The sequence below is a fragment of the Arcicella sp. BE140 genome (assembly GCF_031456255.1).
Classification (GTDB): Bacteria; Bacteroidota; Bacteroidia; order Cytophagales; family Spirosomataceae; genus Arcicella; species Arcicella aquatica.
In genome coordinates this window covers 41,680-65,328 of record NZ_JAVDUE010000008.1, presented here as the reverse complement: position 1 = coordinate 65,328, position 23,649 = coordinate 41,680, and the positions used below count along the sequence as shown (strand labels likewise).

The window sequence follows — 23,649 nt, the reverse complement described above, 5'->3', positions numbered from 1 at the left end:
ACATCAGCAAGTTATCTTTTTATTTGGTTTAATTTTGACCTATTACTTAACTATTATAATAAGATATTTAATCCGCTCTATTCGAGCGGATTTTTCATTGTATGCCCTATTATAAACTATCAAAAAACATCTTTTGAGCCAACCTAAAGGTGTTACAATGAGCATCGACAATATCAATAATTTTAGGAGAATATCCGCCACCCATCGATACAACAATAGGTAATTTATTATTGATAGCTTGTTCAAACACAAATTCATCCCTCCAATAACAGCCCTCTTTCGTCATACTCAGTTTACCCAACTTATCAGTTGCTAATATATCAACGCCTGAAATATAAAACAGAAAATCTGGTTTTTGTTGCTTAATTAATGCGGGTAAAGTTTGATATAAAATATTCAGGTATTCCTCATCTTTTGTATAAGTTTCAAGACTAATATCTAAATCAGATTTTTCTTTATGCAAGGGATAATTCTCTTGTCCATGCATTGAAAATGTAAAAACATTTGCTTGGTCTTGAAAAATCTCGGCCGTTCCATTACCTTGATGAACATCTAAATCAATGATTAATATTTTTGTAGCCAACCCATTATCAATTAAATAATTGGAAGCTACGGCTACATCATTTAACAAACAAAATCCCTCTCCTTTATCTGAATAGGCGTGATGCGTCCCTCCTGCTACATTCATGGCTATTCTATTTGCTAAAGCAAAATGGCAACAGTCTATCGTTCCTTGTGTAATGATGGTTTCTCTACATACAAGTTCTTCCGATAAAGGAAAACCTATTTTACGTATCATTTTAGGGTCAAGTCTAAGAAACTTTAAATCTTCCCAATATTGTTTCTTATGTGTACGAACAATCCATTGTTCATCTACAGGTGAGGGCTCAAAAAAATTATCTTTATCACAAGTACCTTCATACAATAATTGCTCAGGAATAAGTTCATATTTAAGCATCGGGAATCGATGTCCTTCGGGAAGAGGGTGTTGATAGATGGGTGAATAAGCGATTTTTAGCATATACTTTAAATAATACAATAATTGGTTGTGATACCTCCTCTATACAAGACACATTACTTAATATCACATTTTACTTGCTATACTTTTCTTAATCAACGCTATTTCTTTTTCATACACTGTTTTTTTTCGATGGGCAAAATAAAGTGTATTGATTAGCTTTGATTTGCCTTCCCAAATTATCTTAATATTACCTTTATCAAGTTCTTTTTGACAGAGAAAACTAGGAATAATAGCCAAGCCTTGCCCTTGAGCTAGACAACGAACGATAGAGTTGAGGTTGGGAACAATATAATTAGGTCGAAAATCGGGATACTTATTAAAATTCAATTGCCAAAAATGCCTTAAATGTTCCATATCGCCTGTAGTGCCATACCATTTTTGGGTTTTAAGCCATGCTTCTAATACTTCACAGTCATTCGTAGAGAGTATTTCTTGAAACGCCTCTACATCAATTCCGTTGCCTCCAACCATCACTATATTTTCTGAAGAAAATGGATAATATTCAATTCCATCTTTTTCTAACACTTGAGGCGTAACAATTAAATCGATAATTCCCTTTTCTAGGTTTTCTATCATCAAAGGGTACTCCCCAAATTGTAAGATAATATTAAAGGGAAAACTTGGTATAAATTCTTCTAAAGAAGCCTGAAAGGTTTCAAAACACATTCCCAAACTAATGGTTGGTGTATGTTTTTCGGTACTTCTTTGAAAGTTTTTCTCTGCCTCTTCTAGTTTACTCAGGGCTTGAACCGTAAAGTTATATAATACTTTACCCCTTTCAGTCGGAATCATCTTTCTGCCTGTTCTATCAAAAAGCTTATAGCCTACATAATTCTCCAGCGAGCTCAAATGTAAGCTTACGCCGGGCTGAGAAATAAATAATTGCTCGGCTGCTTTCGTAAGCGTTCCTGTTTGATACACTACTTTAAAAGTTCGATACCATTCTAAATTAACCATTTTGCTATTATAATTATGATAGATTACTATAAATCATGTTATTTTTATAATACAATTCCTCACTATACTTTTGTTCCATTAACAACAAAAGAAAAGATGACAACAAAGGTTTTTATCATAAATGGCGGACAAAAGTTCGGTCATTCTGGAGGTAGATTCAACGAAACTATTTTCCAAGAGAGTATCAGTTTCTTCAATCAACACCCTGATTTTGAAATCAAAACTACTAATATTAACGAAGAATACAACCCTTCTGAGGAGGTAGAAAAGTATGTTTGGGCAGATGTAGTTATTTATCACACGCCTATCTGGTGGTTTCAATTACCGCATGAATTGAAAAAATATATTGATATTGTTTTTACAGAGGGCTACAACAAAGGGATTTATCGTAGTGATGGACGTTCATCTACCAATCCAACCATCAATTATGGAACAGGCGGTACGCTTCATGGAAGGAAATATATGCTAACGACTTCATGGAATGCACCCAAAGAAGCATTTACGTTGCCGAATGAATTTTTCATGGAAAGAAGTGTAGATGATGGACCATTGTTTGGGTTTCATAGAATGAATGCTTTTACAGGAATGACTCCATTGGATAGTATTCATTTTCACGATGTGGAGAAAAATAGTAATATTGTAAGAGATATGAGTCTTTATCAAGACCATCTCCGTAAAATTTTCTTAAACTAACATTTTTCTCTGATGAATATTTATCTCACGGCCATTGTCAACAGTAAGCCAGAACATGTTGAAAAAGTAAAAGCTATTTTAGAAGCATTGGTGGTTGAATCTCGTAAAGAACCTGCATGCATTCAATACGATTTGCACCAGTCTATCGCAGCTTCAAACATTTTTACTTTTCATGAAATATGGGAAAGCATGAGCGGGTTGGATAATCATAATCAGCAACCATACATTGCTAGCTTTGTGGCTCAATTTGATGAATTGTTAGAACAACCTGTAACGGTTTATCAGGCGTTGAAAATAGCATAGAACATATTTTTTCCTATTAGCAGGTGACTTAAGTCACCTGCTAATAGGAAAAAATAAAATTTAATAACCTCATTTATAACATATTACATACTTCTAATATTTTTTATTCTTCTGTATTAAACAACCTGTACCCAAGCCTCCTCAACCGTCTTTACTGGCAACTGACAGGTTTTATCATAACATACAAAAATTAGCGTTTCTCCTTCTTTTGTCGTTCTATGTTGCAATAAAGGCAATTGGCTTTCAGTAGCAGTTCCTGTCAACACTTTATTAGGGAAAAATTGCTGGTCTATTTGTTTTCTAAAAGTTAGGAAATCATCCCCTACAATGGCTATTTCTGGTGTTTTAGAGACCATTTGGGTAGCAAAACAAGCCCAATTAGTCAGATAATCTACATTTTTCAACAACAGATTTTTCATTTTGGAGAGCATCAATTTTGATAATAATCCAAAGTCTTGTCTTTCCAAAATAAGCCCTAAAGTATATAGGTTTCTTGCCATTATTGAATTGGAACTCGGCACTACATTATCAAAAATTTCTTTTTTGCGTGCTATCAATTCTTCAGCATTTTTATCTGTGAAGAAAAACAATTCATCCTCTTCATCCCAGAAGTTTTCATAGGCATATAGTGTTAGTTTCTCGGCATAATGCAACCAGTTTTCTTCAAAAGTAGCCTGATACAAATTCACATAAGCATCAATCAACGTAGCATAATCTTCTAAGAAACCCATAATCTTGGTTTCTCCGTTTTTGTAGCTATGCATCAATTGTTCCCCTACGATAAACTTATCTTTGATAAAATTAGCATTTTGAATCGCTAACGTTAAAAAACTCTCGTCACCAAATACCCTATAGGCATCGATTAAGCCTTTTAACATCAAGCTATTCCATGAACAAAGTATTTTATCATCCAATCCGGGACGGATTCGCGTATTTCTTACAGCATTAAGCTTCGCTATTTGCTCTTTAAAATCTGCATTCAAACTAGGTCTGTCTTTCCACAAAATATTCACGCCGTGTTCCCAGTTCCCTGCTTTTGTTACTTGATAATTTTTGCAAAAAGCCTCTGCATCTTTCTCTAAAATTTGTTCTATTTCAGTTTTGGTCCATACATAATATTTTCCCTCCACTCCTTCTGAATCGGCATCTAAAGCTGAATAAAACCCGCCTTCTTCATTGGTCATTTCACGGGTTAACCAAGCGATGGTTTCATAGACAACTTCTTTATACAAGGCTACTCCTCTTAAAGAATATGCTTCTGAATATAAGCTCACTAATTGTCCATTGTCATACAACATTTTTTCAAAATGAGGACAAAACCATTCGCCATCTACAGAATACCGAGCAAACCCTCCTCCTAATTGGTCATAAATCCCCCCCATCGCCATTCTATTAAGGGTAAGTTGAACATGATGCAAGATTGCTTTGTCTTTAGTTTCATGCACATATCTCAATAAATAAGCCCAAATAGAGGGCATCGGAAACTTCGGACTTCTTTCAAACCCACCCCATACATCATCAAAAGTACTCGACAGTTTTTCTGCCATTACTTTCAAATCATCTTTGGTGAATATCTCGCTTTCAGGTACCAATCCATATTTTTCAGAATCTTTAAACAACATATTCTGAGTAAAACCTTCTGCCGACTTCTGTAGTTCTTCTTGGCTATTTTTAAAGCCCGTATCTACTGCTTGCAATAATTTCAACCAATTGGGCTTAGGGAAATATGTTCCTCCATAAAACGGTTTACCATCAGGCATTAAAAAAACATTCAAGGGCCAACCTCCATGTACGCCCATCGCCTGAACGGCATCCATATATACTGCATCTACATCAGGACGCTCTTCTCTATCTACTTTTATATTGATAAAATAGCGGTTCATTACCTCTGCTACTTCTTCTTTTTCAAAACATTCATGCTCCATGACATGACACCAATGACAAGCAGAATAACCAATGCTTACCAAAATAGGTTTATTTTCTGCTTTCGCCTTATCAAGTGCTTCTTTTCCCCAAGGAAACCAATCCACAGGGTTCTGAGCATGTTGTAATAAATATGGTGATGTTTCGTGGGCTAATCTGTTCATTGATTAATAATAATTTTTTTGATAATACTCTTCTCTCCTTCTACATATTTCAATATATAAGTCCCCGAAGGTTGCTTTAAGTCAAATTCTTTTTTCCTTGAAATATAACTTGAAGCTGGAGTATAGTTCTCTGAATACACTTCCCTTCCTAAGGCATCGAAAATTTTAAAATCGCCCTTCAGGTAACCTTCTCCATAATATTCAAAGGTATATTTACCATTGCTTGGGTTAGGATAAAGCACATAGTTGTTTTGTAAATCTGGCAAGGTAAACTTACACAGAAAAGTCTCTTTACCTTTTAAAGTGATTTTTTGTGACCAATCTCCATAACGAACGGTTAATTCTGTTGTAGCTCCATCACTTGCAAATTCGTTTATGGCAGCAATCAAAATTTCATTCCCTTTTACGACCCCTCTCCAAACAGCATCTTGATCTTTAAAATGGTCATAAGCGGTTTTAGGAATTACCAAACGATAATTACCTGTAAAGAAGTCTTTGAATTGAGATAGTCTGTATAATCCATAAATATAAGATTCATAGATTGAGTAATTGACATTATCGGGTGTAGATGGCCCTTCCCACAGCCAAAGTCCTTTAACCCCCGAGAAAAAAGGGAAAATGCCTTGTGCCTCGGCTAAGTATTTTTTTATATTGACATTATAACCATAAGTAGAACTTGGCTGACATTTGTTATAAGTGAGCCATTGAAACAACATTACGTCTTTGTTACTTCGAGCAACATTGGCTTCAATTTGAAATAATTGATACGCTATGTTGGGATAAGGCAATGAGCTATATTCATAACAAAAATAAGCCGATGGAGCTAAAAAGGTATTTTGTTGATAGAACTTCCCTCCCGCTTGGTTGGTAATTGTATCTTTCATATAATAATTCAACACCTTATCGCTCGTCAGCCATTCTTGCCAAGTATAATTTAAGGGAAATTCCGTATTTTTTATCGGAGCATCTGAATATGAAGCAAAATTGGTTGTGGAAGGAATGCTATTTTGCTGAAGGTAAGTAATTGGTTCAGCATATAGCTTTGATAAATCACGCTTGTAGCGTTCGGTAAAATCAATGTCAGATAAAGCACGGTATTGAGCAGGAATACTTTGGTTGCTTTTTAAGCCCCGAATACTTGGATCAGTAGGAATTTCTCGTTCTATATCCAACATCAAAATATCTAAATTGGGCATTGCTTTTCCTTGTGTATCGGTAAAAAGCCCCGCCATTCCTTTCATATCGTCAGTCCATTTCTGCTTGTATTTGGTTAAATCATTTGCCCAAGGGCTTTCTATTTCATACCAAGGCTGACCTGCCAAACTGGCTACGCCCCCCCACAGAATTGCTCTATTTTGTTGGGGTAAATTAACATCTGCCGCTGTAAAATTCGCCAAATGTGTAAAGCCATGTTTCAGAGGAAGACGGTCGGCATCTTTGAATCTAGGTCCATTATAGACAATTTTAAATGGCAATGAAAACTCAGGAAACTGTCCCCAATTAATTACACCATTCTGGGTAGATGGTGTGTACTGAAAACTAGGTTGGCAGTCGGATTGAGCAAAAGCTAGTCGACCAAACAGTAAACAGAATAATGTAATAAAAGACCTATTTTGCACGTTTCTTTAATGTATTTTAATAGTGTTCAAAGTATAACTTCTGGCAATTTCGGAAGAAAACAATTAACTTTGCTAAAGAAAAATTCGATTCTTGAATTTTTAAACTCCCAACAACATGAAACTAAAGAATTTCCTCTTATTAAGCCTTTTTGCATTTGTCACTTTTGCTTGCTCTGATAATAATGTTAACCCTACCGAGTCCAAAGTTACCGTTATTCAATCTTCTGAATGGCAAGTTGACCGCTTTACTACTACTGATGGTACTGTGGTTGACCCTACATTATTTGGAGGAAATTCAAAATTGATTGGAGAACTTACGTATGTTTTTGATAAAACATTCATGGTGCGTTCATATGATAAAGTTTCTAAGCAGGCACAGGCCTATGGGTCTTGGGAGTTAATCGAGAATGATACAAAGCTAAAAATCAATATACAAGGATTAGATGGCACTTTTAATGTTGTTTCACTTACTAAGCAAAAAATGATATTAAGAAATAACATTGTTTATGCAGGAGTAACAGTACCGATTAATATGGAATTCATTCCTTTTAAATAAGATTTTCTCTATCCCGTAAGTATTTTTCTATGCAAAAACCTTACGGGATTTTTATTGTCTTTTGCGAATACATCATTCAAATAACATTATTATAAAGATTTTATTATTCATTTAAGGATAAATACCTTACAATCATGAAAAAACATATATCATTAGTTTTAGAGCCAGAAATAGCTTTTGACCAAGAAAACTTCAAAAATCATTTAAGCCAATTATTACATTTTCCTGCTGATGCTGATGCCATTATTCGTCCATTAAAGAGGTCTATTGACGCCCGTGGTCGACAAGTAAAGGTAAATATAGAAGCGGAAGTATTCTTGGATGAAACACCTCCTTCAAGAATAGCATTTCAGAAAAACTATCAGGATGTTTCTAAGGCTCAACAAGCTATCATCGTTGGTGCAGGCCCTGCGGGCTTGTTCGCTGCACTAAGAATGATTGAGCTGGGTGTAAAACCTATTCTATTAGAACGTGGCAAAGACGTTAGGGCGAGAAGAAGAGACTTAGCGGCTATCAATAAAGAACATATTGTAAATCCTGAATCAAACTATTGCTTTGGCGAAGGTGGTGCGGGTACATATTCTGACGGGAAACTTTATACTCGAAGTAAAAAAAGAGGGGATATTCGTAGGGTACTAGAAATTTTCGTGGCTCATGGTGCTACTGAAGAAATACTAGTGGATGCTCACCCTCATATAGGTACGAATAAATTACCACAGCTAGTTGCTGACCTCAGAGAAAGTATATTAAAGGCTGGTGGAGAAGTACATTTCAATACCAAAGTAGTTGACTTTATTATTCAACAAAAGGAAATCAGAGGCGTTGTTTTAGAGGATGGCAGGGAGATTTCAGGTATTGGTGTAATTTTAGCAACTGGTCACTCAGCCAGAGATATTTTTGAATTATGTCAGAAAAGAGATGTATTGATTGAATCCAAACCTTATGCAATGGGTGTAAGGATTGAACATCCTCAATCTTTGATAGATTCATTGCAATACAACTGTAAAGACCGCGGAAAATATTTGCCTGCGGCTTCCTATAGTCTGGTAGCCCAAACCTTTCATAAAGGCGTTCAAAGGGGCGTATTTTCGTTTTGTATGTGTCCGGGTGGATTTATTGTTCCCGCAGCCACAGCCCCGGGTGAATTGGTTGTAAACGGCATGTCACCTTCTCGTCGTGATTCCCATTTTGCTAATTCAGGCATGGTAGTAGCTATCAATGAAATAGACGTTTTGACTTACAAGGAATACGGAGCCTTGGCAGGCTTGCAATTACAAAGAGAACTTGAACAAAAAGCTTGTCAAATGACAGGCGGAGGTCAAACTGCACCTGCACAACTAGTCCATGACTTTATCAAGCAACATACATCCAAAAACCTGCTAGAAACATCTTATCAGCCGGGTTTACAATCAATGGATATGCTTGAGGTACTTCCAGATTTTATCGGAAAACCTTTGCAGGATGGACTACAACAATTTGGTAAGAAAATGAGGAATTATGCTTCTAACCAAGGGCAAATCATTGGAATTGAAAGTAGAACATCCTCTCCTGTTCGTATTCCGAGAGACAAAGAAAATTTAGAACATCTAACAATAAAGAGGCTATATCCTTGTGGCGAAGGTGCTGGTTATGCAGGAGGAATCATGTCGGCTGCAATGGATGGTGAGCGTTGTGCTGAAAAATTGATTGAAAATTATGCTAAAAATTAATTTGTATGATAAATTTAATGTTAATTTACTAATTAAATATCATCCTTAATTTAACGGAAAGATTATATAATTTGTCAGCGGTAGTCTAACCTTTAAAATACAAATGCCTATGATAGGTTTTGTACCCTTTACTGAAAAAATAAAAAAACGGCTTCAAGAACCTTTACCCGGAAGAATTGCTCATGAAAAAATGCTTTCTGATTCAAGGTTAAAATTGAAGATGCCTTCACCGAGCGAACGAACAAGAGAAAGCGCAGTTTTAATTTTATTTTATCCTCACAATAATAATATATACATTCCCCTGATACTTCGTCCACAATATGATGGAGTACATGGAGGACAAATGGCCTTTCCGGGAGGTAGAGCAGAAAAAGAAGATGAAAATCTTGTAAGAACTGCCATGAGGGAAGCTCAAGAAGAAATTGGGGTGCGCCTGACTGATGTAAAAGTATTAGGGACACTCACCAAGCTTTTTATTCCTGCTTCCAATTTCTATGTACAGCCAGTCATAGGATTTATCCCTCATAAGCCCGATTTTTATCCTGATGCCCGTGAAGTGGATAAGGTAGTGGAAGTATCCTTAGAGGAGATGTTAAATCCTAGTATTATTGGCAGGACAATTATTAATGTGAGAGGTATTGAAGTAGATGCACCCTTTTATAATATCCAAGAACATACGGTATGGGGAGCTACAGCCATGATGATTGCTGAATTAATAGATGTCGTTGAATCTATTTAAGTAAAATAATACCTCTATAACACTGCATTTCCTTACTATCGTTAATTTTATGTAAACTATTCCTAAGCTAAGTACCTATGATGCTAAAAAAGCCCGCAGTTTTTGTTAATTCAACAGCATACCTTTCAATTATTCTAATTGTTGGTATTTATTATATTGTTTGTTACTCCTACTCATTCAATTTCTTTTTTCAGGACGATTACCACCTCCTCAGTTTCGTAAATACTGCTTATAATCCTTTATTAACCTTCCATGAAAAGCTACAAGCACTTTGGAGTTTACATAACGAACACCGTATTGTTTTTCCAAGGCTTTTTGTACTGATAGATTGCTATTTACAAGGTCATATCGACTGGAAAGTTTTGAACACCGTAGCTACTTTATACTACTTGGGCATTTTTATGATATTTAGCTTGTTCATAAAAAGGTTAAAACTTAGCATCATCTATGTTGTACCCATTGCCTTTATCATATTCCAGCCTGCGTCTACCGATAATTATCTTTGGACGATTTCGACATTACAACAAGTTGGGAATATTTTCTGGGCGATGCTTTTGTTTTATAGTGTTTGCTTTTTCTCCCCAAAATACTTTTGGGTTTCCATAATATTAGTCTTTGTCTTGACCTTTACACATGGGAATGGCTTGTTTAGTTTTCCCGTCGTTGCCTTAATCCTTCTTTTTCAAAAAAGGTTTAAGCAATTAATTATTTGGATATGCCTAATGATTTTTGTCTCCGTGATTTACTTTTGGGGGTATCAGAACGGACAGAACTCAAATCTAGCAGGTAGTTTAAGCGACCCAACGAGGTTAGCCTTATGTTTTGGTGGTTTTTGGGGAAGTTTTGTTTCTATTATTTCACACAGATTAGAAACATATTATCAAGCAATCGCACTTGGGTTTATTGTATTTGTCACCTTGCTATTTTTTAACCTAAGATTGACCTATCACGAAACGTTAACTTTATTCAGTAAAAAATATTCAACCATTCAAGTAAAAGATTCATCGGTAAATGGTCATTTTTTGTTAGCCTATTTCATATTCTTTACCATCACAGCACTTTTGGTCACTTTGAGTAGGTCTTGGTCGGGACTAGAATCTAGTTTCGCTAATAGGTATTTACATAACTCATTTATTCTTTTTGTATTATTCTACTGTACCTTATTGTATTACTTACCTACCTTTAAAAGATCAATTGTTGGTAGTTTTTTAATAATAGGGATAGTATTTAATACTTTTTCTTGGTATCAAAATTTCGACCGAATCATCTATATCAAGTATTTAAATCAAGCTGAAGCATTCAATTATCAACAGGATAAAATCACAATAGAAAACGCGGCATCATTTAATAGAAATATCAAAGATGTTTTGGCACAATCTTTCCAAAATGGTGTAAGTGTTTTTCCCGACAACTTTTTACAACCAAGCATTTTCAATACTGCTAACCAAATACCAGATTCTTCAAGTCAGTATAACCTTGTGGTATCAAAAGATTCGTTATTGATGTTAGACGCTAAAGAATCACATTACTTACCAAAAGTAATGTTAAAAAATACTACCCTACCCTATGACGGTCAGGCTTTTATGGTCTTCAAATCCTCCAAAAATACGTATATCTATCCTGTCCTTCATCAAAAGTCTGGCAGACGAAGATTCATGCAATTGGAACCTTACTTCACAAAAGGGTTTAGTACTTCTGTCATGCTCGATTCTTTTGAAAAAAACACTTATCAAATAGGTATTATTCAAAAAATAAATAATCAACTGGTTTGTCATTTTACTCCTCAAACTATTACTGTTCGTTAATTTTCATCATTTAATCAAGGTTTCTTAGCTTATTTGAGCCCAATTAGGAGGTAATATTTATAATCTGTTATAACGTTTGAGTTATATTAATTCATTGATGTTATCAGTATCAGATGCTTTTTCTTAGCTTTTTTTATGTAAATTAGGGTTTTGAAATACCACAAAATACGAAGAGAAGTAAAATAAGTGTCAATGGAAAACGAAAGTCTGCCTGAAAATTTAGAAGAGAACACAAACGATAATCCCCAAGACGATGCCCTTCATCAGCAAGTCGCTGTAGCAGGATTGTATGAAAACTGGTTTTTAGAATATGCTTCTTATGTAATTTTAGAAAGAGCTGTACCTGCAATTGAGGATGGATTAAAACCTGTTCAGCGCCGTATATTACACGCCCTAAAAGAAATGGACGATGGTCGTTTCAACAAGGTTGCGAACGTAATTGGACAAACGATGCAATATCACCCTCATGGTGATGCTTCTATTAATGAAGCCATGGTTAACCTAGGTCAGAAAGATTTAGTATTTGATTGCCAAGGAAACTGGGGAGACTATCGTACTGGCGATGGTGCTGCTGCTGCTCGTTATATTGAAGTTAGGCTCTCAAAATTTGCCCTTGATGTAATCTTTAACCCTCAGACGACCGAATGGCAACTTTCTTATGATGGTCGTAAACGTGAGCCAGTCGCCCTTCCGGTAAAATTCCCTTTACTTTTAGCACATGGCGTTGAAGGTATTGCTGTTGGGCTTTCAACCAAAATTATGCCTCATAATTTTGTTGAGTTGATTGAAGCCTCCATAGCGATTCTAAAAAACAAACCTTTTGAAATATACCCTGACTTTTTGACTGGTGGCTCAATAGACGTTTCCAATTATCAAGATGGTCATCGTGGGGGGAAAATTAGAGTAAGGGCCAAAATTGAAGAATTTGATAAAAAAACCTTAGTAATTAAGGATATTCCGTTCTCTACTACTACCACCAATTTGATTGAGTCTATCATCAAAGCGAATGATGCGGGGAAAATAAAAATCAAAAAAGTAATTGATAACACTGCCAAAGAAGTAGAAATACAAGTACAGCTTGCACCAGGGGTTTCTCCAGATGTAACGATTGATGCTTTGTATGCTTTTACAGATTGTGAGATTTCAATCTCTCCTAATGCCTGTGTAATCATTGCCGATAAACCTCACTTTGTGGGGGTTTCTGAAGTGTTAAAAGTTTGTACCCAACAAACTGTAAAACTGTTAGAACGCGAGTTAGAAATACGTAGAGATGAATTGATGGAGAAGTTATTATTCAGTTCTCTTGAAAAAATCTTTATTGAAAATCGTATTTATCGCCAAATTGAAGAATGCGAGACATTTGAAGATGTAATTGCTACAGTTGATAAAGCATTGGAGCCTTACAAACCCGAATTTTACAGAGAAATAGTTGAAGAAGATATTTTAAGATTATTAGAAATCCGTATCAAACGTATTTCTAAGTATGACGGTTTCAAGGCAGATGAAGCCATGAAACGCTTACAGGAAGAGTTGGCCGAGGTATTGGATAATCTTGCGAACATCATTCGCTACTCCATAGATTATTTCAAAAATATCCTGAAAAAACACGGTAAAGGTCGTGAGCGTAGAACTGAAATCAGAAACTTCAATACTATTTCAGCGGCTGTTGTGGCAGCGGCCAACCAGAAACTATATGTCGACCGTGTAGGTGGCTTTATTGGTTATGGTTTGAAGAAAGAAGAGTATGTGATGGATTGCTCGGATATTGATGATATCATCGTTTTCAGACAAGACGGACGCTGTGTCGTGACCAAAGTACAAGAAAAGGTATTTGTTGGAAAAGACATTATTTATGCATCTGTTTTCAAAAAGAATGATGATAGAAAAGTATATAATTTAGTCTATTTTGATGGAAAAACAGGGATTTCATATGTAAAACGTTTCAAGGTTACAGCTGTTACGCGTGACCGCGAATATGATTTAACGGCAGGTAATCCTAAATCAAAAATTCTATACTTCACAGCCAATGAAAATGGAGAGGCAGAAACCATTCAAATAAATTTGACGGCCTCTAGTACTGCTAGAGTCAAGCAATTTGAATATGATTTCAAAGAGTTGCTTATCAAAGGGCGTGATTCGATGGGTAATTTATTAACTAAATACCCTATTAGAAAAATTACCTTAAAATCTGCTGGACTTTCCACTTTAGGAGGTGTAGATATCTACTACGACGAAAATGTAGGGCGACTCAATCGTGATGAGCATGGTAAATATCTGGGTAATTTTGATGCCAAAGATAATATCTTGGTTATCTATAAAGATGGGCAGTATGAATTGACAAATTTTGAGTTAACAAACCGCTATGAGTCAAAAGATATTGTTTCGTTGACCAAATTTATTCCAGATGGTATTATTACGGCTCTTTACTATGATGGTGGGTCTAAATTGTATTATGTAAAACGTTTCAGGATAGAGACAACCACGATTGATAAAAAATTCTTGTTTATTTCGGACGAAAAAGGTTCTAAGCTGACTTTTGCTAGTGTTGACGTATATCCACGCATCGAAATGTCTTATAAAAAAGATAATCAATCTGGAATTATTAAAGAAGAAGTCAATCTGGATGAAATAGCAGAAGTACGAGGTTGGAAAGCGATGGGAAGTAAATTATCTACTTTTAAAGTTCAGCATATTACACCTTTGGCACCCAAAATTGTAGAAACGCCTGTGAAACAATTGGATGAACCTTCGGCTAATAAAGATACTAGCACTCAAACACCGAAGCTGATAGCGCCAGAAGAAATTGATTTTCCAGAATCTGGTGATGGCACAACAGGGGAGCAATTAGGATTATTTTAACATTAGGAAAAATCCTGAATTTTTATTTTTCTATAAAAAATACAATAATTACTGATTATAAATATATTAAAAATAGTTTTTGGATATTTTGTTTTTTTTAATGTGATTTTAAGGAACTACTTATTTTTAAATCTACAAATTAGTTAATATATTTATAATCAGTAACTTCCACTATAAATGATTATTACTACTGAAAAATACCTATGAAATATCATTGACAGAGCCATTCGATTTCACTACATCAGTAAAATGGTTCTTTAAAGGAATCATCGCATTGATTTTCTTTGCGTTGATTGGTATTTTAGTGTGTAACATTTGGATTGTCTATTCCACTGAAGATAGAAATTTTTACAGTCTCGACAAACTTCCCTCAAATGATATAGGATTGGTTTTAGGAACCAGTAAAGCCGTACAAGGTGGCAAAGCAAATTTATTCTATAAATATAGAATGGAAGCTGCAGCCCGTTTGTATAAAGAAGGGAAAGTGAAGTTTTTGATTTTAAGTGGTAATCACGATTCTATTTTCTATAACGAACCAAACGACATGAAAAAGTCTTTGATGCGTTTAGGTGTTCCAGAAAATGTGTTAATACTTGATTATGCAGGCTTTCGTACTTACGATTCTATCATTCGTTGCAAAGAAGTATTCAGTCAACGTAAGTTCACGATTATATCTCAGCCTACCCATAATGCTAGAGCATTATTTTTAGCTAATCACCTAGGAGTTGATGCTGTAGCCTTTGCGGCACAAGATGTACAGTCTGGCTATAAAACTTATCTAAGAGAGTACTTAGCTCGCCCAAAAGCTATTCTTGACGTATATATTTTTGAAAGAGCTAAATATCAAGAATCAGCAGGGGAATAGTATTGATAATATAATTTTCAAAATCCTTTCTTTCTATTAGGGGGTGACTTAAGTCACCCCCTAATAGAAAGAAAGGATTTTGATTTAAAGGGCATTTTCAAGAATGAACTCAATGTTTTTCTACAACAAAGCTCTATCTAAATGCGTATAGCCACCATCAACATAAATTAATTGACCTGTAGTATGGCTTGAACGTTTTGACATTAAAAAGGCTACCATGTTGGCAATTTCCTCCGCCGTAGTCATACGTTTACCCAATGGTATTTTATCCGTAATTTTTGCTAATGTTTCTTCTGGATTAGGCAATGTCTTAATCCAACGGTCATACAAAGGTGTATAACATTCTGCAACAATTACAGCATTAACACGAATGCCATAAGGCAATAATTCAACCGCCCATTCACGTGTAAGGGCATTTCTACCTCCATTTGATGCTGCATAGGCAGAAGTCCCACCTTGTCCGGTCTCAGCCGTTTTTGAACCTATATTTACGATTGCTCCTTTAGATTCTTTCAAGTAGGGCAAAGCATGTTGTGCTAATAAATAATAGTGAATTAAATTGCTATGTAATGAAGCCACAAAGCGTTCGTAGTTTCCGCTTTCTAGTCCAACGCCATCGTTTACACCTGCATTGTTTACAAGTCCATCAATTCGTCCAAATTTAGCTACAACTTCATCTACAGCTTTTTTACATTCTTCAGGCTTAGATAATTCAGCTACAAACGACCATGCTTGTCCTCCTGCTGCCTGAATTTTCTCAATTGCTTTCTGATTATCAGCATCATTTCTACCTACGATAGCAACATACGCTCCTTCGGTAGCCAATACGCCAGAAATACCTTCACCAATTCCTTTTGCACCGCCCGAAACGATGATTACTTTTTCTTTGAGTCCTAAGTTCATATTAAATTTTTACCCAAAGCAATAATTACATAGAGCTGAGGTAAGGTTTAAATATTATAAAATTTGAGAGCGTTCCCTCCCATTATCTTTTTCTTTTCTAAGGTCGAAAATGCAGAAAAATACTCATTAACAATCCCCAATTGTTCTTCATATTCAGCAGCAACTAAGCAAACTGGCCAATCTGAACCATACATTAGGCGTTCGGTACCAAATGCTTTTACTACCGTATCTAAGTATATTTTAAAATCTGCTACTTTCCAATCCTTCCACTCGCCTTCGGTAACCATTCCTGATAATTTACAATATACATTTTGATGTAAGGCTAGTTTCTTGATATTGGTTTGCCATTGCGTATACTCCCCAGATTTTATATCGGGCTTAGCGATATGATCTAAGACAAACTTTTGGTCTGGAAACAACTTTGCCAGTTGGATAGCCTGCTCTAACTGATAATGATAAATCAAAATATCATAAGTGAAATCAAATGCTCCTAAGGCTGTAATTCCAGCCTTGAATTTTGGTCTGAGCATAAATTCAGTATCGGCTTCTCCTTGCACTACATGCCTAAAACCTTTTACAATAGGCAATTCGGCATAATGTTCTAAAATATCATCAACATCGTCTGCGCGTAAATCTACCCAACCAACTACGGCTTTTATAAAAGCATTTTTGTTGGCTAATTCAATCAAAAAATCGGTTTCTGCTAAAGTTTGGTCAGCTTGCACGGCTACACAACCCGAAATGTTATTTTTTGCTAAAATTGGAGCAAGATCCTCAGGCAAGAAATCCCGCTGAATCACCTTCATTTCATCTGAAATCCAATCATGTCGTTGTGCATCGTACTGCCAAAAATGTTGATGTGCATCTATGGTCATAAGGTTTGTTTTTCTTTAAAAATTGAAAATAGTTTGAAAATTTGAAAAGAGGTAAGTATTAAATTACCTAAAGATAAGACACAGCTTGCAAAAAACTGGCAGTATCTCTTTCATTTTCAAATTTCCAAACTACATAACTCATTTTTAAATAAAAAATTATGCTTTCCAGTTTTTAGCCGTTTGCTTTTGTGTACCCAAACCTTCGATACCCAATTCAACTACGTCTCCTTCTTTCAAGAAAACTGGAGGGTTAAAGCCTAAACCAACACCTGGAGGCGTGCCTGTAGAAATAACGTCGCCCGGTAATAATGTCATGAATTGACTTAAATAAGAAACCAAGGTAGGTATTTTAAAAATCAATTGGTCGGTATTACTATTTTGTACAATTTTTCCATTGACAGAAAGCCACATTTTTAAATCATTCTCATCTTCAATCTCTTCCGTAGTTGCTAAGAATGGTCCAAGTGGTGCAAACGAATCACAGCCTTTTCCCTTACTCCAGTTTCCTCCTCTTTCAATTTGGAATTCTCTTTCTGAAACATCATTGTGTAAGCAGTAGCCTGCTACATAGTTCAGCGCATCAGCTTCGTCTACATACTGTGCTTTTTTACCAATGACAAATGCTAATTCTACTTCCCAGTCAGTTTTTACTGAATTTCTAGGAATAATAATATCATCATTTGGCCCAGAAAGTGCCGTAGTTGACTTAAAGAAAATAATAGGTTCTGGTGGAATAGCTGCGCCTGTTTCACGAGCGTGATCGGCAAAGTTCAACCCAATACAAACAATTTTAGAAGGACGAGCAACACACGAAGCGATACGAACACCTGTGGGAATCTCTTGCAATTCATTTTGTTTTTCAACCAATAATAAACTTAGTTTATCTAAGCCATCATTCTCAAAAAAAGATTCGTTATAATCTTGAATATAAGCCGAAACATCTAGCCATTTTTCTTCTAAGATTACTCCAGGTTTTTCATTACCTACTTCGCCAAATCTAAATAATTTCATAACAATTTATTTTGTAATTAAAGGGAATAATTTATCGGCAACAAACTGATTTCCAAGCTCATTCAAATGAACTCTGTCAGTAGTCAGTATACCTTTATCTTTATTTTCAGGATTATTATTCAAATTATGCGCTAAGAATTCTTTTCTTAAATCACACAAAGGAATATTATTCTTTGTTGCCAAATTTCTGATAAAAGTACTGTATTGATTCATATCACCATCCTGTTGATTACTGAAATCTGTTTTTTCACCAATAGTAGCAGGTGTACACAATATCAATTTGGCGCCACTTGCTTGAATCTTGTTGATTAAAGCTTGATAGAATCTAATGAATTTATCAGGGTCAGTACCAGTACCTGATGTCGCTTTGTGCCAAACGTCGTTTACACCAACATAAATCACTACCAAATCAGGCTTTTTGCTCAGTACGTCATCTTCTAAGCGTAAGTATAAATCATAAACTTTATTCCCTCCAATGCCTGCACCAATCAATTCATATTTAGCTTTATCGCCTTTCTTGTCAATCATCTCTTGCAACTGCGAGATATATCCTTTGGGTTGTACGCCAGCTTGAGTGATAGAGTCTCCGAAGAAAATAATTTTTTTAGGTTTTCCCTCTTGAATAAATGAGGTCATCGTCCAGAATAATACAGAAAACAGGACTATTTTTTTCATAAGTATTGTTTAAAATTTAGTTGTTTAATCTAATAAATCCACCATCAATTGGGTAATCAGAGCCAGTAACGAAGCCAGCTTCATCCGAACATAAATATAGTGCAAGAAAAGCAATTTCTGATGGTTTGGCCATTCTTCCTATGGGCTGAGTAGCTGAAAGTTTTTCGAACATCTCTTCAATATTATTCGGATAATTCTTTGCTAAAAAGCCATCTACAAAAGGAGTATGAACACGGGCAGGAGAAATGCAGTTACAACGTATATTATCTTTGATGTAATCTTTGGCGATAGATAATGTCATGGTGAGAATGGCACCTTTAGACATTGAATAAGCAAAACGATCGGCAATGCCTACAGATGACGCCACAGAAGCCATGTTTAATATTACCCCTCCTTTGTTTTCCTTCATCATCGGAACGGCAACGTATAAACAATTGTAAGCTCCTTTTACATTTACATTATAAATTCTATCGAAATCTTCTTCTGAAGTTTTTTCAAGGTTACCCACATGTGCGATACCAGCATTGTTTATCAAAATATCAACGCGACCGATGTTGGCAAAAACTGTTTTAACAGCCTCTTGACTCGTTACATTACAAGCATAAGCATTAGCTTTGCCTCCTTCTGCACGAATTTCGTCAACAGTCTCTTGTGCGGCTGTTTCATTGAGTTCTAAAATATTTACTTCTGCTCCCTGTTTAGCAAATAATAATGAGATTGCACGACCAATTCCTGACCCTCCACCTGTTATTACGACTGACTTGTTAATTAATGAAAACATTGTTCTGATTTTTTTCTTGATTGTTTAGTCCTTTGTATGAAAAAGTAATCAGGATATATAAGTAGTTTATTAAGGAAACATACCCTAAATTTTTAAAAATATTATTCATAAAATAAAAATAGACGGCAGAAATAGCCGTCTATTTATTTTAAAACCCTAATTGACAAATCAAATTGTATCAAGTAGGTTAAAATTATTTAATATTTTCTTTATTTTAATTTCCTCCACTCTTTACGCTACTCTTGTTCTCTTCAGTTGCCGTTTTTCTGATAGTTGGATAGGTAATCCCTAACTGCTCCATGTAGGTTTTATATTTCGATGGGTCGTAATATAATTTCTTCATTTCTGGTCTAAATTTAGCCATTATCTGCTGATTGAGATTAATAGCAGGCTTATCGTTTGGTGAAATCAATGGTTCATATTTTACATCCTTTGTTTGCTCATTTTTATAATAATCCCATGCTTTCGTCAGCAAATCTGGTTTTACTAACATATCTAATAAAGTAAGGGCTTCTACTTTCGCTCCTGCCGTTACACCCTTGTGTGCAATCGGTGTAGCCATGCTAATAGCATTTGCCCAATGATGTCCCGGTAATCCAGGAATATTAGAAGGATAACGCAATACTACAGTCGGCAAATTCCATGAAATATCAGCAATATCATCCGAACCACCACCCATACTTACCAAGACAGGCTCGATGGTAGTATCTATTTTCATCGCTAACCCTTTTTTCTCGGGCGACTTTAATTCTGCTTGTAATGAAGTCGCTAACAATTGGTCTTCCTCACTCCATTTTGGTAAACCTACTTTTTTGATGTGTTCAAAAACATTTTCTGCAATAGGTTTATTAAAGTGTCCGGGCCAAGCACTACCCAATACCTCGTAAGTCATCGTAGTACCCGTCATCATCGTTGCTCCTTTTGCGATTGCTACGCCTGCTTCATACAACTCCTTAATTTTCGGATATGTTCTTTCACGGAAGTAATACCATACAGCCGCTTTAGAAGGCACAACATTTGGTTGGTCGCCTCCATCCACAATGACATAATGCGAGCGTTGAGAAGGATATAAATGTTCTCTTTTGAAATTCCAGCCAATATTCATTAATTCAACAGCATCCAAAGCACTTTTACCTCTCCAGGGTGCCCCTGCCGCATGAGCTGCCTCGCCTTCAAAGCTAAATTTTACGGAAACTAAACCATTATTACCAGCATCACCCCATTGTACGCCTAAATTATTAGCCACGTGGGTGAATATACAAGCATCAATATCTTTGAAATGTCCATCACGCACAAAAATAGCTTTGGTTCCCACTAATTCTTCTGCTACGCCAGGCCATAGGACTAATGTACCTGCGATTTTCTCACGCTCCATAATTTTTTTAATTACCAAAGCGGCAGTGATGTTAAGTGCCTGACCAGAATTATGACCTTCGCCATGCCCAGGAGCGCCTTCAATAATAGGGTCATGATAGGCTACTCCAGGTTTTTGCGATGCTTTAGGAATACAGTCAATATCAGAGCCTAAAGCAATCACAGGCTTACCACTCCCCCACTTAGCAATCCATGCCGTTGGAATACCCGAAACACCTTTTTCGATGGTAAATCCTTCTTTTTCAAGAATGCTTGTTATATAATTTGAAGTTTCGTACTCTTGGAAGCCAAGCTCTCCAAAACTGAAAATCATATCGACCATCTGTTGAGAAAACACTTGTTTCTTGTCGATTTCCTCAATAATCTCTTTTTGTAATTTTTCTATTTTCTTGGCATCAATCAGTGTTGTTTCTACTTTAGCCACTGCTTTTTTGGACTGAGCAAATAAAGGGAATTGACTGATTAAACTCAACAAAAGAAGGTAAGATAAAAAGTAAGTATTTTTTTTCATGTTGTTGATATTAAGATAGTTTAGTTGAATGAATTGTATTATCTAATTTGTTCAATTTTTAACTTCAAACAAAATATGAACTTAGTTATTTATTAATAAAAAAGGTAGCACTTATAAAAATGAGTACTCTTTTGCCAACAAATAAGTAATTATAGCTAGAAAACAGTGATAATTTATCAGAATTATTCCCTGAAAATTGTCTGCCATTGTTTTTAAGGTATTAACTTACTTCTCAAATATACATCTTTGTTCATTTACCATTCTTAATCCTATATAACCAACCAAATTAATATTCTTATCAGCCTTCTCTTTTAGGCGTCAAAGTTTGTAACTTTGGCAATCTTTTGGACACTAAACAGTTTTTATGGATTTTTTGCATCAAATTTTTGGGAATGATTTAGGGGCAGCAGCCTTAATAGTTGGTAATTTAATATTGATAGAAAGTCTTCTTTCGGTGGATAATGCAGCGGTACTCGCTACGATGGTAATGGATTTATCGCCCGAGAAACGAAAAAAAGCCCTTAAATATGGTATTATTGGTGCATATTTTTTCAGAGGTATTTGTCTTTTATTCGCCTCTTTTTTGGTAAAAGTTTGGTGGTTGAAACCGATAGGCGGTTTATATCTATTGTATCTTACATATGATTATTTCAAAAAAGAAGCTACTCCATCAGAAAGCGACGACCTGCTAGACAAAAAAAGCAATTGGTTCTATCGCATGACCTTAGGAGCATTAGGTCCTTTCTGGGCTACTGTTTTTTTGGTAGAAGTAATGGACTTAGCATTCTCTATTGACAATGTTTTTGCAGCCGTAGCCTTTACAGATAATCTATATTTAATCTGTATCGGAGTATTTATAGGCATTTTGGCAATGCGTTTTGTAGCCCAAGCTTTTGTGAAGTTGATGGAAAAATATCCTTTCCTAGAAACAGCAGCCTTTTTAGTGATTGGCGTACTTGGTTTAAAGTTAACCTTATCGTTGTTAACGCATTTCTTACCAGAAAACCCAATTGCTAAATTCTTGGAAAGTGAAGAAGCAGATGCTTATATCTCTGCCATTACAGTAGCAATTTTTGGAGTGCCTTTACTAACGTCCTATTTCTTCAATTACCCGCATCATGCTAGGAAGAAGTAAGGTAGACTCCCTCAAGCAAGTGACTGTTATACAACTTTAAATTGCTTGAGGGGAAAATACCTTCTGAATGAAATTGTCTCTACAATTGGCTATATACAAGACTTCATCTTAATATAACCCTAAACCTCAAAACTTCTTTTCCAAATAAAGCCGTCTAAAACATAATGTGTTATCTGAGGTAGTGCTAATAATGGAATGAGTAAAGACTGTACTAATACAGAATCAGTAGTAGGCAGAAAATAAGCCCAAGAAAAAAGAGATTCATAGCTCCCCCATTGCGTGGCATCCCAAAGAGCTTCTTCAAAGTAGGCTATGCTTACAATGGTTACTATAAAAATAAATAGTCCATACTTACTAAAAACAACGCTACTAAAACCTGTGATTGTTCCCTTTCTTTTCTGGAGGTCTATCCAAATCAAACCCATGTATGGAATACCGTGTGTTACTACATTCAAAATGGTAAAAACTAAATCATTATTGAATACCACTATTCCTAAATACCATGATGCCCCGGTACCCAACATTAGTAAAATACGAGGTATATTTAACTGATTATTAAGTATACAATATGCTTCTTTAAGTAAATAAATCACTACAAAACTTATATAAAGCCAGTTTACTGCCGATAGATACATTGCTGTAGAGGGCATTAAATAAAAATCTTTTTCGATAAACCAGACAAAATTTCTTGGCGAATTAAGATGCCAATGAATGATGGGTAAGATAGTAGCTAGGTAAATAATCAGTTCATCGAATATATCAAAATAGCTAGCTTGTTGATGTTGTCGATTATAAAGTCTGACAAAACCATATTGCTGACGGATGAAATGAAAAACAGCTAAATAGGCTAATATCCGCCAGAACCAAAGGTTTCCACCATACCAATATAAGCTTACAAAAAATAGATATGAAAGTAGGGGTATTAATAAATAGAGCGTTTTATGCTTGGTGAAGCTATGCGAATCAAAGTATGTTTTGAACAAGGTACTATGCACATGCGCAACATCTATTAATAAAATAAAAATAACCCATGCCCAGAGTGGCGTTTCTTCATACATCAATGAAGAACGAGTAAATAAAAATGACAAAGCCAATGCTACAAAAGTTGGCGTATGGATAAGCAGTAAGTCTGTTTTTGAATTGGTTATCCAAGGTTGTTTGGTCATACAAA

The 23,649-nt window shown here is 35.5% G+C and carries 20 protein-coding genes; 9 read left to right on the top strand and 11 right to left on the bottom strand.

Going from position 1 to position 23,649, the window contains the following annotated elements; translation table 11 throughout:
- Positions 1-109: 109 nt before the first annotated feature.
- Positions 110-1,021, bottom strand: coding sequence for a histone deacetylase (locus J2Y60_RS12700; RefSeq protein WP_309916107.1), 912 nt, complete (start codon positions 1,019-1,021; stop codon positions 110-112).
- A gap of 63 nt (positions 1,022-1,084) precedes the next feature.
- Positions 1,085-1,978 carry a LysR family transcriptional regulator gene (locus J2Y60_RS12695; protein WP_309916104.1) on the bottom strand — a complete coding sequence of 298 codons (894 nt, stop codon included), beginning with the start codon at positions 1,976-1,978 and terminating at the stop codon, positions 1,085-1,087.
- A 96-nt stretch (positions 1,979-2,074) separates the two neighbouring features.
- Between J2Y60_RS12695 and J2Y60_RS12690 the strand changes: the two genes are divergently transcribed.
- Together J2Y60_RS12690 and J2Y60_RS12685 are read left to right on the top strand one after the other, a co-directional pair.
- Positions 2,075-2,671, top strand: coding sequence for an NAD(P)H-dependent oxidoreductase (locus J2Y60_RS12690; protein ID WP_309916101.1), 597 nt, complete (start codon positions 2,075-2,077; stop codon positions 2,669-2,671).
- Positions 2,672-2,683: 12 nt separating this feature from the next.
- Positions 2,684-2,974 carry a putative quinol monooxygenase gene (locus J2Y60_RS12685; RefSeq protein WP_309916099.1) on the top strand — a complete coding sequence of 97 codons (291 nt, stop codon included), beginning with the start codon at positions 2,684-2,686 and terminating at the stop codon, positions 2,972-2,974.
- 116 nt (positions 2,975-3,090) lie between these two features.
- Here the strand turns inward: J2Y60_RS12685 and J2Y60_RS12680 are convergent, their stop codons facing one another.
- Complete coding sequence (locus J2Y60_RS12680) at positions 3,091-5,061, bottom strand: thioredoxin domain-containing protein (RefSeq protein WP_309916096.1); 1,971 nt, start codon at positions 5,059-5,061, stop codon at positions 3,091-3,093.
- Entirely contained in the window at positions 5,058-6,680 is a 1,623-nt protein-coding gene (locus J2Y60_RS12675; RefSeq protein ID WP_309916093.1) for a T9SS type A sorting domain-containing protein, read from the bottom strand. The genes J2Y60_RS12680 and J2Y60_RS12675 overlap by 4 nt, the downstream gene beginning before the upstream one ends.
- 115 nt (positions 6,681-6,795) lie before the next feature.
- Here J2Y60_RS12675 and J2Y60_RS12670 point away from each other — a divergent pair, with 115 nt between their 5' ends.
- The 6 genes from J2Y60_RS12670 (at position 6,796) to J2Y60_RS12645 (ending at position 15,213) form a co-directional block, all read left to right on the top strand.
- Positions 6,796-7,236 carry a hypothetical protein gene (locus tag J2Y60_RS12670; protein ID WP_309916090.1) on the top strand — a complete coding sequence of 147 codons (441 nt, stop codon included), beginning with the start codon at positions 6,796-6,798 and terminating at the stop codon, positions 7,234-7,236.
- A 134-nt stretch (positions 7,237-7,370) separates the two neighbouring features.
- A complete protein-coding gene (locus tag J2Y60_RS12665; protein WP_309916088.1) occupies positions 7,371-8,945 on the top strand; it encodes an FAD-dependent protein in 1,575 nt (524 codons plus the stop codon).
- A 103-nt stretch (positions 8,946-9,048) separates the two neighbouring features.
- On the top strand, positions 9,049-9,684 hold the full coding sequence (locus tag J2Y60_RS12660; protein ID WP_409014228.1) for an NUDIX hydrolase: 636 nt from the start codon (positions 9,049-9,051) through the stop codon (positions 9,682-9,684).
- A 77-nt stretch (positions 9,685-9,761) separates the two neighbouring features.
- A complete protein-coding gene (locus J2Y60_RS12655; protein WP_309916083.1) occupies positions 9,762-11,489 on the top strand; it encodes a hypothetical protein in 1,728 nt (575 codons plus the stop codon).
- Between the two features lie 192 nt (positions 11,490-11,681).
- Positions 11,682-14,348 carry a DNA gyrase/topoisomerase IV subunit A gene (locus J2Y60_RS12650; protein WP_309916080.1) on the top strand — a complete coding sequence of 889 codons (2,667 nt, stop codon included), beginning with the start codon at positions 11,682-11,684 and terminating at the stop codon, positions 14,346-14,348.
- A gap of 214 nt (positions 14,349-14,562) precedes the next feature.
- A complete protein-coding gene (locus J2Y60_RS12645; protein WP_309916078.1) occupies positions 14,563-15,213 on the top strand; it encodes an ElyC/SanA/YdcF family protein in 651 nt (216 codons plus the stop codon).
- A 120-nt stretch (positions 15,214-15,333) separates the two neighbouring features.
- Here the strand turns inward: J2Y60_RS12645 and J2Y60_RS12640 are convergent, their stop codons facing one another.
- The 6 genes from J2Y60_RS12640 to J2Y60_RS12615 form a co-directional block, all read right to left on the bottom strand.
- A complete protein-coding gene (locus tag J2Y60_RS12640; protein WP_309916077.1) occupies positions 15,334-16,116 on the bottom strand; it encodes an SDR family oxidoreductase in 783 nt (260 codons plus the stop codon).
- A 47-nt stretch (positions 16,117-16,163) separates the two neighbouring features.
- On the bottom strand, positions 16,164-16,991 hold the full coding sequence (locus J2Y60_RS12635; RefSeq protein ID WP_309916073.1) for an amidohydrolase family protein: 828 nt from the start codon (positions 16,989-16,991) through the stop codon (positions 16,164-16,166).
- A gap of 156 nt (positions 16,992-17,147) precedes the next feature.
- Positions 17,148-18,002: a fumarylacetoacetate hydrolase family protein gene (locus J2Y60_RS12630; protein WP_309916070.1), complete on the bottom strand. Its 855-nt coding sequence runs from the start codon at positions 18,000-18,002 to the stop codon at positions 17,148-17,150.
- Between the two features lie 6 nt (positions 18,003-18,008).
- On the bottom strand, positions 18,009-18,677 hold the full coding sequence (locus J2Y60_RS12625; protein ID WP_309916067.1) for a GDSL-type esterase/lipase family protein: 669 nt from the start codon (positions 18,675-18,677) through the stop codon (positions 18,009-18,011).
- A gap of 16 nt (positions 18,678-18,693) precedes the next feature.
- On the bottom strand, positions 18,694-19,458 hold the full coding sequence (locus tag J2Y60_RS12620) for an SDR family oxidoreductase (protein WP_309916062.1): 765 nt from the start codon (positions 19,456-19,458) through the stop codon (positions 18,694-18,696).
- Between the two features lie 214 nt (positions 19,459-19,672).
- Complete coding sequence (locus J2Y60_RS12615; RefSeq protein ID WP_309916059.1) at positions 19,673-21,343, bottom strand: amidohydrolase; 1,671 nt, start codon at positions 21,341-21,343, stop codon at positions 19,673-19,675.
- A gap of 364 nt (positions 21,344-21,707) precedes the next feature.
- Here J2Y60_RS12615 and J2Y60_RS12610 point away from each other — a divergent pair, with 364 nt between their 5' ends.
- Positions 21,708-22,478, top strand: a complete 771-nt coding sequence (locus tag J2Y60_RS12610; RefSeq protein WP_309916057.1) for a DUF475 domain-containing protein — start codon at positions 21,708-21,710, stop codon at positions 22,476-22,478.
- Between the two features lie 119 nt (positions 22,479-22,597).
- On the opposite strand, the gene J2Y60_RS12605 is transcribed toward J2Y60_RS12610, so the two are convergent.
- Complete coding sequence (locus tag J2Y60_RS12605) at positions 22,598-23,644, bottom strand: hypothetical protein (RefSeq protein WP_309916054.1); 1,047 nt, start codon at positions 23,642-23,644, stop codon at positions 22,598-22,600.
- Positions 23,645-23,649: the final 5 nt, after the last annotated feature.